At 44.3% G+C, this 11,899-nt stretch carries 8 protein-coding genes; all 8 read right to left on the bottom strand.

What is annotated here, in order from left to right:
- Positions 1-89: 89 nt before the first annotated feature.
- Positions 90-1,067 (bottom strand): GSCFA domain-containing protein, encoded by a 978-nt coding sequence (locus AAA938_RS14290; protein ID WP_338229424.1) that lies wholly within the window; start codon positions 1,065-1,067, stop codon positions 90-92.
- A 201-nt stretch (positions 1,068-1,268) separates the two neighbouring features.
- Positions 1,269-2,012 carry a DUF1835 domain-containing protein gene (locus AAA938_RS14285; protein ID WP_338229423.1) on the bottom strand — a complete coding sequence of 248 codons (744 nt, stop codon included), beginning with the start codon at positions 2,010-2,012 and terminating at the stop codon, positions 1,269-1,271.
- Positions 2,009-2,434, bottom strand: a complete 426-nt coding sequence (locus AAA938_RS14280; protein ID WP_338229422.1) for a DUF1801 domain-containing protein — start codon at positions 2,432-2,434, stop codon at positions 2,009-2,011. The genes AAA938_RS14285 and AAA938_RS14280 overlap by 4 nt, the downstream gene beginning before the upstream one ends.
- Before the next feature lie 2 nt (positions 2,435-2,436).
- Entirely contained in the window at positions 2,437-4,503 is a 2,067-nt protein-coding gene (locus AAA938_RS14275; protein WP_338229421.1) for a S9 family peptidase, read from the bottom strand.
- Between the two features lie 3 nt (positions 4,504-4,506).
- Entirely contained in the window at positions 4,507-5,517 is a 1,011-nt protein-coding gene (locus AAA938_RS14270) for a PDDEXK nuclease domain-containing protein (protein WP_338229420.1), read from the bottom strand.
- A gap of 3 nt (positions 5,518-5,520) precedes the next feature.
- Positions 5,521-6,819, bottom strand: coding sequence for a D-alanyl-D-alanine carboxypeptidase/D-alanyl-D-alanine-endopeptidase (locus AAA938_RS14265; protein WP_338229418.1), 1,299 nt, complete (start codon positions 6,817-6,819; stop codon positions 5,521-5,523).
- 61 nt (positions 6,820-6,880) lie between these two features.
- Complete coding sequence (locus tag AAA938_RS14260) at positions 6,881-8,293, bottom strand: SusD/RagB family nutrient-binding outer membrane lipoprotein (RefSeq protein WP_338229417.1); 1,413 nt, start codon at positions 8,291-8,293, stop codon at positions 6,881-6,883.
- A gap of 20 nt (positions 8,294-8,313) precedes the next feature.
- Positions 8,314-11,400, bottom strand: a complete 3,087-nt coding sequence (locus AAA938_RS14255) for a SusC/RagA family TonB-linked outer membrane protein (RefSeq protein WP_338229416.1) — start codon at positions 11,398-11,400, stop codon at positions 8,314-8,316.
- Positions 11,401-11,899 lie beyond the last annotated feature (499 nt).

Below are 11,899 nucleotides of genomic sequence, written 5' to 3'. Positions count from 1 at the left end.
AAAGATTGTAAACCATCCCCAAATTTGTAATTGAATCTACAATAGGAATTGGATCAAATTCCCCCTTTTTAAGGGGGTTAGGGGGATTTTTAATTCAATCTAAGACTCTCAGAAATTTTTTGAATCTCGATAGAAAAATCAAATTCCTTATTTAATTGTTCCAGTTTGGCCTTTAAGTTTTGAAGATATTTCCGGTGAGATTCACTCTCGGGGTTCAAGGGGATATGAGCTAATTCCCGCTGAATCTTCTGGATTTCAGTGATTTTTTCCCGAGTTTCTTTAGAAAAAAAACTGTTGGAAAACTTCCCCCAGATGTAGTTTTCGGCTTCTTCGGAAGGATGAATGAGATCAGATTTGTAAAATCGGTAATCCCTCAATTCGTCCATCATGATCTCGTAGGCAGGAAAATAGGAGAGGTGCTCAAATTTCTTTTCAAGTTCATGACAAAGGACCCGGAGTAGACTTTTACTCAGTTGATTTTCAGGAATCCCGTCCTTGATATGGCGTACTGGACTGACTGTAAGTATGATTTTCAGTTTGGGGAAAACACGCGAAAGATTTCCTAAGGTAACATCCATTTCAAAAAGCATGGATTCCAGCTTGGAGAGTCTTTTCTCAAACAACTTTTGAGGCTGCTTGTGGCAATTAGCCACCGAACCGAATTCATGGTGCTCATAAATCCAAGCCGTACCAAAAGTCAAGATCAAGTGAGTTCCTGAGGATAGATAGTGATGCGTTGCTTGGATTTTTTCATTCCAAAGTTGCCTGAGCTCTTCCTCGCTTTTGCCCACCAAATCCGAATGAGCGGAATAATGGAAAAATAATCCTTCCCGCACCAAAATTCCTGATTCGTCTAAAGGATCCTGAAACAAGGCATGGTCTAGCAGTTGGGAAATGATTTTGGGATGGAATAGGGTCCCAAAGGGATTGATCAGTACATCCATTTTGCTTTCCTGCATTTTTTGTCCGATCACCTGGGCAAAGCAGGAACCTATGCTCAGGATTTTACTCTCATGGGAGATGGGAAATGGAGAATCGGGGATGGGAAAATCAAGTGACCAACGCATGCCTTGAAGTTACGACAAAAAACAAAAGGCATCACTTGGGATACCTTGGAGCGGGTAATGAGTCTCGAACTCGCAGCCTGTCCCGAAAAAGATCGGGAACCTTCAGCTTGGGATCCGCCAAGGCGGACTAAGCCACTGAGCGACACCTGCTTTATTTCCAAATTTATGAGGAATGAAAGTTGATTTGCAAGTGATGCAGAATTAAAAAATCCCAAGTTCTTTTCCCATTCTTTTCACCTGCAAATCTCCAAATCCATAGATAGGCAGCCTCCTTTGAAATTCACGGAAAATCTCAGGAAAACTGCTGGTTCCCAAGCTCTTTTGAATTTCAAGAAGGGTAGCCTTTGGCTTCCCCGGGTAATCTCCAATCGGCATCATATCTCTCCATGCCTCGACAGCTTCTTTGAGAAAAGGAAATCGTTCCGAAAAAAGATCTGCGATTTTTAGGGCCTCAAATACGTCTTCATTCTGAAAATGGATCCAAAGGTCTCCCAATACCTCTCGCTCTCTGGCACTGATGGCATGTGCCTTTTTCTCAAAGTTCTCGATCAGTTCTTTTTTGCCCAAAGTGGAAAAATGATAAGGAGAATCCGGATAGGGCAAGACCAAAAAGACTTCTGCCGGATGGGTTTTCAGGTAGTTGAATACAAACCACAGATTAACTTGGCAGAAGAGGTCTTCTTCAAACCAGCAGTAAATCTTGCTGTCGGGAGGGATACTTTTGATTTTTAGGATTTCCTGGTAGGAGTGCTTTTCATAGTCGGCATGAGAAGTTTCTGGATACGATTGGTGGATGAATTCCGCCCGAACTTCCCAGAGTTCTTTGCCAGATTCGGCCCGAACCGCTCCGTCAATCAGGCACTCTCTGAAAACGATCCGTTCTCCGGGAATTTCATCCGGGAACTGTTCTAACAATGCATCTCCATTGAGGATTTGAAAAATCATCGGGTGGGGTATTTTGATTTCATGTATTGGTATCCTTTAGCAATCAATTCCTGTAGGGCGTTTTCATCGATATCCGATAGTTTGTTGATGTATATACAGGATGCCCCTGTTTTTACTTTGCCCAGTTTCTGAATAGTAAAATCAAAATCCTCATGCATGCATCCAAGCACATAAAGAGAAATCGAAGCTTTCCTTGGGGAAAAACCCACAATCAAAAAATCTCCTTCCCGGCCTGATTCATATTTGTAATGATATTGTCCAAAACCAATAATACTTGGCCCCCACATCACTGCCTTTTCACCGGTGATTTCTTCCATCATTTTTTTTAGTGCAAAGGCATCTTCCCGTTTTTTTGGAGATTCTACCTGATTGATAAAATCATCGACTGATGCATCGGTGGGTTGGGTTTTATTTTCGGCCATGGCTAGTTCATCAAGTGCTTTTGAAGAAAGGTAGCGGTTTCATTGGAAACACGGATCATATTTTCCCACTTCATCCAGTGATGGGTATCTCCGGGGATTAAAATCGATTCATACGGTTTTTTCAACTCATCAAATCTTCGGATCAGATCCGTAGTTTGGCTCACATTCACATTCCGGTCATCGTCCGAATGAATGAAGAGTACCGGACTGGTCCAAGTCGCCAAATCAGCGATAGGAGAGGATTTCCAAGCGATTTCTTTTGCTTTTTCATAATCCGGGGCTACTTCGTATCCATCGGGAAGCTCATACCGGCTATCCAGATCATGCACGCCGTGAATATCAACTCCAACTTTGAAAAGCTTGGAATCCCGAGCCAAAGCCAAGGCGGTCAGGTAGCCTCCGTAACTTCCCCCATAAATCCCTATTTTTTCTCCGTCCACTTGGGGTAAATTGGCTAAGAATTCTCCCCCGGCTTTGATGTCTTGGTATTCCACAGCCCCTTGGTAATAGCCGTACGCAGGTCTATGAAACTCATAGCCATACCCGATTCCCAATCGGAAATTGACCGAAAGGACCACAAAACCCAATTCAGCCAAATACTGATTCAGTGCATAGGTATTGGTGTAATAGTCCATGTAGCTCCATCCCAAAAGCATCTGCCGCTGAGGGCCTCCATGCACGAAAACTACCCCGGGTTTTTGGGCTGGACCTCCTTCCTTTTCGAATAATTGCCCATAGACTGTGGTTCCATCAGGAGCGGTGAATTTGACTTGTTTGGGAGTCACTAGTTTTTGCTGGGGGAAATCGGCGGGGATCAATTCTGCCTGTAGGATTTGAGCTTGATTGGCTCTTTTGACTGTGACCAAATGCGGTCGCTGGGAAGTGGCAGAAAAGTAGGCGAGTTGTCCTTCTGCCAAAGCCACTGGGTAGGCTTCGATCCCTTCTCCACGGGTTTCCCAAGTCAGCTTTTTGCTTTTTAAATCCACCGAGCCGATATGTCTTCGGTCTTTGTCTTCCTTTTCCGGTCCCTGATTGGCAGAAAAAAGGATTCGATTTCCCTCTGGGCTTAGCTTGATTTGCTCTACCATATACTCACCGGGAGTAAGGAGAGTTTCTTTTTTACTTTCTATGTCAAAAACGTACAAATGCTGCCATCCGTCGTGATAGGATTCAAAGACCAACTCGTTTTCATTGGGATAAGAGAAAAAGAAATAGCGGTAAGATCCTCTCAATGTTTCAGGAGCTTTCCAGAGCATTTCGGCTTTTCCACTAGCCATATCAGCCTGCCAAATCTCCCAAGGAGCATGTCTCGGCTCTAAAAGTGGGTAAGCAGCACCGGTCCCTCCCAAGGTTTTGATAAAGGCGATTTTGCTGCCATCGGGTGACCATTTGGGTTGGGAATAGCGATGAAAAGAAGGGGAAATGAATTGGATGGAAGTTTCAGCATTCCGATAGATTCCGATCAATTGATGTCCTCCTCGATTGACAGTGAAGGCTAGGCTTTTTCCATCAGGAGAAAATTCCATGGAGTTGACATTCCCTTTGATTTGGAAGACCTGAGTGGGTTTTGCATTTTCTCCAAGACCAACTTTCCAAACTTGTCCTCCTTTGAGGAAATAGATTTCTCCAGCTGGACTGAGTTTGAATTCATCTCCTTCGGTGATCGGATTGGCTTTTCGGTTTTGGATATCTATTTTCCAAATCTCTACTTTGGGCAGCTGAGGAAGGTTTTCAGCATTGACCGTTGAGGATGCATTTCCTCCGCCATGATCTCCACCACGGACAAAAACCAAGTGTTTTCCATCCGGAGTAAAGGTCAAGCTGGAGATTTCCTGCCCATCGTCCTTGTCAAATGAGGTGAGTTTTTGAGGTTCAAATTCCGGAGCCTTTGCGAAATACACATTTCGCTTGCCCTGCTCATACATAGCCCAGGCGAGTTGAGTGCCAGATTGATCTGCTGTGAGTTCGGAGGGAAAGGTGAATTTCCCCACCTGCTCCATGGTGAAGGTTTGGGAGAAGGCAGGATAGGAGATGAGCAGAAAAAGGACAAAGAATTGGCGGGGTTTCATCGTTTATTGGGTTATAAGGTGGCGTTCGAGTTCTTTGGCTAGCTCCTCTTTATTTGGAAGGTAGAGTTGGTATTTGCTGACAAAGAGCTGATTGTTGATATTATCTGTGGCGTATTCGACCAGAATGTGGTCTTTATAGGCACCTAAAACAATTCCAATCGGAGGATTGTCACCTTCCACATTTTCCTCTTTTCTGAAATAGTTTAGGTATAAATTCATTTGACCAATATCCTGATGGTCAATTTCTCCTCTTTTTAGGTCGATGAGAACGAAGCATTTTAGGATTCGGTGGTAGAAAACAAGATCTACATAAAAATGCCTATTGGCCAAGGTGATCCGATATTGTTGCCCGATAAATGCAAAGCCTTTTCCCAATTCCAATAGAAAATCCTGAAGGTTTTGGATCAATTGGGTTTCGAGCTCACCTTCCGTATAGGTAATTTGATTTTGCAAACCCAAAAATTCAAAGACATAGGGGTCTTTGATCAGGTCTTTTGCCTGCTGGAGTTCAGCCCCTTTTTGGGATAATTGCAAGATTTCATTTTTGTCTTTACTCAATGCCAATCTGTGAAAAAGCATGCTCTTCATTTGCCGCTTGAGTTCTCGCACAGACCAGTTTTCTTTTTCGCATTGCTTAGTATAAAAGCTGATTTCAAGCGCTTCATCCGATTTAAGGATTTCAAAATAATGACTCCAACTCAATTGGTGAGACACTGTCTCACTAATTGGAAAGCTTACAAAAAATTTTCTCATGTAAACGAGATTTGACCTGCTGAACCCTTTTCCAAACTCCAGTGTCAAGTCCCGGGAAAGCCGATCCAGGAGGTTTGAGCCATATTCTGACTTTACTTCTCCTCCTTGCTCATATTCCACAATATGTCTTCCAATTTGCCAGTAGGTCTGCACCAAAATGGTATTGACAGCCCGCCCAGCTTTTTCTCTTCCAGCTATAAGAAGCTGACTGATCTCATTCTTTAAAGAAGTATAAGTGTTTGCTTGAGGGGATTTCTTCATGGCTTAATACTTGTCGTGGATGAAGTAAAGCACCTTTTGCAATTCGGTTTTCAGTTCACTGGAAGGAATCTGATAATTGTTCATCAGGCAGGAAAAGTGAAGAATCTTTCCGCTTTTGGTGACCAGATAGCCACTGAGGGCATTGGACATGCTGAGTGTACCCGTTTTGGCATAGATGTATGGAGGCTGCCCCTCCTCGGCAGGATACCAGCTTCGGATCGTTCCGGATTCTCCACCGGCAGGGAAATAGGCTTTGATTTTTTCCAGGGGTACTTCTGCTCTGATTTTCTCCAAAAGCGCAATGATGGACCGTGGGGTAAACATATTTCTTGATGAAAGCCCTGACCCGTCGTACCACATGGGCTCGTCAGGCAGGTCATTCAATAGATTTTCCTTGGCATAATCTATTGCCTCCCGAGTACTGAGTCGGTTATTCAGCTGATCCGAAACCAAAAGCATCAGCTGCTCTGCCAGGAAATTGTCGCTGATCTTCATCATCTGGGCATAGATGCTGTCGGCAGGGGCTGTTTGAAGTTTTTTAGGATTCTGGGAGAGGTATTTTTCTCCAGCAATCAAGGTGACCTTCTTTCCTGTTTTTTCACTCAAAAGCTCTGCTGTAAAGGCAGCCGAGGTGATAAAAGGAATATCCCGCTCAAAAGAATGGCTGGACTCTGGAGTGAAATATTGGTATTCATTCTCGAACCGATCCCGCTGAAAAGTCAGGAAGCTCGGTGGCCCTGGTGCCGGACTTAGTTTTGGTTCAAAGTAAGCCGGATAGGTGTCAAACCCGGATTGGGTGGAATCTTTGGAAAACCTCACCACATTGCCGTAAATGGGAAAAGCTGATCTTTCGGTAGCATAATAAGCATTGTACCAATCCCATGACCATCCCGGCCCAAATGCATCCACTTGATCAAAAGTGTTCACCAGGAATAGCTTCCTTTCTGAGTTTCTGAGGAAATCAACGACGGTGCTGTCCATGAAATCAGGATGAAGCAAACTGGGGTCTCCGGTACCCCAAAAGATCAAGGAATCGCCTTTTTCCAAATAATTCAGGCCATTGATCTTGCCATCACCCAAGACAGAATAAGAAGCATAAAAAGTAAAAAGCTTGGTATTGGATGCGGGAATAAAATATTTGTCTTCATTTATGGATACCAAAGCCTTGTCTTTTGATGGGTCCACAAGCATAAACCCCAAATGGCCTTTGTCAAAAACAGACGATTTGGTGATGGATTTATTGATTTTCGAGACCGTGCAGGAGCTGGCAAGGATAAGGAGTGCTAGGAGAAGTCGTTTCATAGGATTAAAATAAAAAAAGTCCCCTGCTTTTGGCAGGAGACTTTGAGGATTGGTCAAAAACTTATTGGTTCCACCAGATGCGATCGAGCAAAGTCACCGAGGGAACATTGCTTCCGTTTCGGCTTACCTCGCTATCCGGATAGGGAAGTCTGCGGATATAGTTGCCACTGAGATTAGGATTTAGGTTTTCAGGGACAGTCATATCCTTGTAGCCGTAGTCAAATCTTCTGGCGTCATTCCAAGTCTCCGGATGCAAAAACATCGCTACCCATTTTTCCTTCATGATGTCTTCCAAGGTCAAGGCACCTGCACCCACACTTACACTTTCGTCTGCCAGATAGGCTGCTTTGGCCTCATCCGATACGCTTAGCATATCCATGTGGGCTTCGATCCCCGCAAGGTAGGCAGCATAGGCTCTAGCAGGATCGGTAGGCAGAGCAGCTTCTGCTTCAATAAACTTGAGCTCGGCATAGGTTGCAATCAATAGCGGAGAGGTAGTCGAGGTATAATACTGTCCCGGAATTAAGGTAGATCTTGCTCCTTGCTCAGGGGCATCGCCTCGACCGGCTCCATTTACAGTACCTACAAAATCCCCATCATCAGTAGTGCCGATCATCAGGGGAAGTCTAGGGTCCACAGTTGGGTAGCTAGTGCCATCCAAGGCCTGAACAAACTGCTCAGAAATCCATCCACCTAAGAGAAGGTTTTCATTGTTGATAGCTACTTGGGCCCAAGGATTGAATCGCTGCTCAAAGAAAACGACCGTGGCATCATCTGCATTGGACTGAAATCCATTGGCTACTGCAGTCAAAACCTCGTTGGCATTGTAGGTTGGGGTTCCTTTGGTATGCATCAGGAAGCGAGCCTTGAGCGAATGACCGAATTTGATCCAATTGGCCACATTTCCTCCATAGATGAAGTCATCACCTCCCATAGAGATAGCAGTTTCCCCTTGGAGATTGGCTATCCCCTCGTCCAAAAGCTGCAAAACACGCTGATAGAGCTCTTGATCGTCATCATATGCAGGAGTAACGGTCTCGAAATTGAAGCTTTGGGAAAATGGCACATCTCCGAAAATATCCACGGTCATGCCGAGGTTAAGGGCCATGAGAATTTGACCTGCTCCCAGGTAATGATTGGCATCGGATTCTTCCGCCTTTCTCATGATTTCATTGATATCAGTCATCACATTGTAAAGACTAAACCAAGTGCTACTAAAGTCCAAAGGATCCATTACATCTGTTGAGCTTGCCGGGTTAGGCGATGCTAGATGTTGTACATAAAAACTGCTTGTACTGCCTATTCTCTGCACATTCAGTGCTGTTTCATAGGTGCTGTTGGTCAAAAGCCCCGAAATCGGCGCATCCTCGGGATTATTTGGATTTTCATTTACATCCAAAAAGGACTCGCAGGCTGAGGAGGAAAGTAGAACTACTGCCCCCAAAACGATATATAATTTATTTTTTAAGTTCATCTGTCTTGAAGTTTAAAAGTTTATAGTCCCAAATTCAATGTGACGAAATAACTCTGAACCCCAGGGAAGCCCAGTCCTGTAAATCCGACAGCATTTCCTCCGGCCCCTGCAGAGAAGGATTCCGGATCAAATCCATCCCAAGGTGTGGAAAGAATGATGTTGTTGGCAGCCAAAGAGATCCTTGCAGTTCGGAAAGGTGTTCTTTCCAATACATTGGGCTGCAAATTGTAAGCAAGGGTAATATTTCTCAGCTTGATGAAGCTGGCATCGCCCACAAAGTTTTCGGAAACCCCTCGGTAGTGATTTCTCCAATAGCCCGCTCCGTAGTTTACTCCATCCGGTCCTACCCCTTGGCCAAGCCAAACTTCTTTGGCATTTTGAGATCCATCAGCCAATACTCCCGGGAATACGGTGAAGTCATTTCTACGCTCAGAATCTTCTTGCTTTCCAAAGGCCGAAAGGAAGTTGGCAAATTGATTATACTGCTCTAATCCAGAGCGGAAATCGATCAGGAAGGAAAATTCCAGACCTTTGTAGCTGAAGTCATTTCTTAAGCCTCCAAAGAATTTGGGAACGGCATTACCCAAGATCAATTGAGCCCCGTTTCTCACCGGGAAGCCGTTAGCTCCAATGAGCTGAGGAAGGCTTCTATCCAAGGTTTCTGTTCCTTCAGGAGCTCCTGGACGGGTGTAGCTGCTTCCGTAAATATTTCCATAGGCCTGTCCTTCTTTCAAAATCATGGTTACTGTACTTCCCACATATCCAAACTGGGAGCCAACCACAATCTGATCGATTCCTTCTCGGATAGCCACGATTTCGTTGGTGTTGGTGGTGAGGTTGGCGGAGACATTCCAGCGGAAATCACCCCGGTCGATAGGAGTTGCACCAATAACGAATTCCCAGCCGCGGTTTTCGATTTCCCCTGCATTGGTGATGTAGGAGGAGAAACCTGTAGCATCTGAAATAGGCACAGGGATAATCTGGTCCTCAGAGTTGGTTTTGTAATATGTCACATCCAAGTTTGCCCGGTTGTTGAAAAAGGCCAATTGAGCACCAAATTCAATGGATGTGGTCAGCTCTGGACGAAGGTTGGGATCACCGAATACAGAGTTTCTGGAAAAGCCCACCTGGCCGTTTAATGGGAATACACTTGGTGAAACAAACGTAGCCCCAAGGATGTGAGGATTGGTGTCCTTACCCACCTGTGCCCAAGAGGCTCTCAGTTTTCCAAAGGTTACCCAGGTTGGAAGATCAAAGTTTTCGCTAAACACATACCCGAGGTTGACAGAAGGGTAGAAGAATGAATTGTTGTTTACCGGAAGGGTAGAGGAGATATCATTTCTTCCGGTAATGTTGAGGAAAAGGAAGTTTTTGTAATCCACCATCAAATCCCCGTAAAACCCTACCAGTCTTCGAATGCTTTGCCCTTGAGAGGCGAAGATTTGCGTGGTGTTGTTCAGGTTGTAGAATTCCGGGATGACAAAATTGGAACCGGTGGCGGTCACTCGATCAAACTTTCTCTCAAAGACATCATTTCCCAATCTCAGTGTGGTATTCCAGTCAGAATTCCACTGCTTCTTTAGGGTGATGTAAAAGTTGGAAGTCAAGTCTCGGCTGTTGATTCGGGTTTCTTCTATAAAACCTGTAGAACTTAGAGCAACTTCTCCATCAATTCCCTTTGGTCCGGGAGTGATTTCAGTTCTGGAATCGGAATAGTTGTCCATCCCCAATCTGTAGGAGAAGGTCAGCCAATCGGTAGGACTGTAATTCAGGTTGATGTTCCCGATGATTCGATTCACATTGTCCTCAAATGTGGCAAAACGGGCATCATAAATAGGATTAGTATTGCCGTAAGTTTTCATCGTGCCGTCTGGATTGATGTAATCCCGCACATCGGTAGTTTCGGACCAGTACATCATTCGCTCCAAGAACCGGTCATGAGGGACTCGGTTACCTCCGGAATTGATGTAGTTCATCGAACCGGAGAAATTGAATTTTTCACTCACCTTGATATTTCCGGATAGCTTGGCGCTTGTTCGGTCCCAGGTAGAGAAAGGAATGATTCCGTTTTGGTCCAATCGGCCCAAGGAACCGTAGAAAGTGGCTTTTTCATTACCACCGGATACAGAGATAGAATTGTCAAATTGTACACCTGTATCAAAAGCTCGATCCCAGTTGTTTTGATAGATATAAGTGGGGTCATTTTCCTCTGCGATATTTGCGCCCCAAGATGGCCAAAAGCTGCTGTCGTCTCTTACTCCACTGAAGCCTTGACCGTATTCATCCTGCAGTTTTGGCTTTTTCACCAATTGGTCAAAGCCTAAAGATGAGCTGAAATCCACCCGAACTTGGCCTTCTTTTCCCTTTTTGGTGGTGATGATGACTGCACCATTAGCTGCTCGCACTCCATAAAGCGCAGTCGCAGCAGCACCTTTGAGCACGGACATGGATTCGATGTCATTTGGGTTGATATCAGCGATACGGTTGGACATACCCCTTGGAGTACCCCCAGACTCAATGGTTGAGTTATCTACTGGCACACCATCAACCACGAACAGAGGTTGATTGTCTGCAGATGGATCCAAAGAGTTAATACCTCGGATGATAATACGCGCTGATTGACCCGGAGCCCCTCCGGAATTGGTTACTTGCACACCTGCCACTTGGCCTTGAAGTGCATTGACCACATTGGGTTGCCGGGTTTGGGTGATAGCTGCCGCATCAATGCTTTGTGCCGAATAGCCCAAGGCTTTTTTCTCCTGAGAGATACCAAAGGCAGTCACAATTACTTCATCCAATTGAGAAGCTTCCACTCTCATACCTACATTGAGGGTAGAGGAATTGCCCACCGGAATTCGCTGGGTTTGGAAACCAATAAAGGAAAACACCAAAACCGCCTGAGAATTGGGAACGGAAATGGTATAGTTTCCATCAATGTCCGTCACGGTACCATTGGTGGTGCCGTCAACTACGATGCTTACTCCAGGAAGGGGAAGTCCGTCCTCCTGAGTGGTTACTTTTCCTGAGATGCTTTGCTGAGCTTGGGCAAAACTCCAAGCCGTAAAGCAGAATAGGAAGAGCAGCATGAACTGGTAAATTTTTTTCATGTGCATAGATTTTGGGGGTTTGATTAAATACTAATTATTACTTGTTGTGCTTATTAATTTTAAGTCGTTGTTTAAAATATAATTTTGAATATTATTATTTTAATTAAAATTATTTCGAATGATTAAGCTTGGCATTGCAATAGTTTTGCATATTACTTTTTCATTGGGATAATTAAATCCCTGTTTTTGGGTTGATTGTTGGTGGAAAAGCAGACTGGGTTAAGTCTGTAAATAAGATTGATGATCTCGGGATTTAAGGTTCCATAGAAATGAACCGATCATTCCAATTTCTTATTTGATCTTTGGTCGATTGATGACAAAAAAGAAGCTAAAGAACGTGATAGTGAGCTTTATACCGCCGAAGTATTGCTGAATTCCAAAATGAAAGTGCACTACCCACACATCAAAAAGTAAAACTGGATTTACTTTTCTATCCTGAATTTATGAAAGTCTGCTGCTTAATGGTTTAAAAAATCAATAAAATTTCATAAAAAAATGA

The sequence above is a fragment of the Algoriphagus taiwanensis genome (assembly GCF_036245645.1).
Classification (GTDB): domain Bacteria; phylum Bacteroidota; class Bacteroidia; order Cytophagales; family Cyclobacteriaceae; genus Algoriphagus; species Algoriphagus taiwanensis.
Note: the sequence above shows the minus strand (reverse complement) of the source record. Positions and strands in the feature narration are given on the sequence as shown.

Excerpts from the sequence above, each read along its gene's own strand:
- AAA938_RS14290 (WP_338229424.1), bottom strand. The coding sequence starts at position 1,067 with ATGCGTTGGTCACTTGATTTTCCCATCCCCGATTCTCCATTTCCCATC.
- AAA938_RS14285 (WP_338229423.1), bottom strand. The coding sequence starts at position 2,012 with ATGATTTTTCAAATCCTCAATGGAGATGCATTGTTAGAACAGTTCCCG.
- AAA938_RS14280 (WP_338229422.1), bottom strand. The coding sequence starts at position 2,434 with ATGGCCGAAAATAAAACCCAACCCACCGATGCATCAGTCGATGATTTT.
- AAA938_RS14275 (WP_338229421.1), bottom strand. The coding sequence starts at position 4,503 with ATGAAACCCCGCCAATTCTTTGTCCTTTTTCTGCTCATCTCCTATCCT.
- AAA938_RS14270 (WP_338229420.1), bottom strand. The coding sequence starts at position 5,517 with ATGAAGAAATCCCCTCAAGCAAACACTTATACTTCTTTAAAGAATGAG.
- AAA938_RS14265 (WP_338229418.1), bottom strand. The coding sequence starts at position 6,819 with ATGAAACGACTTCTCCTAGCACTCCTTATCCTTGCCAGCTCCTGCACG.
- AAA938_RS14260 (WP_338229417.1), bottom strand. The coding sequence starts at position 8,293 with ATGAACTTAAAAAATAAATTATATATCGTTTTGGGGGCAGTAGTTCTA.
- AAA938_RS14255 (WP_338229416.1), bottom strand. The coding sequence starts at position 11,400 with ATGAAAAAAATTTACCAGTTCATGCTGCTCTTCCTATTCTGCTTTACG.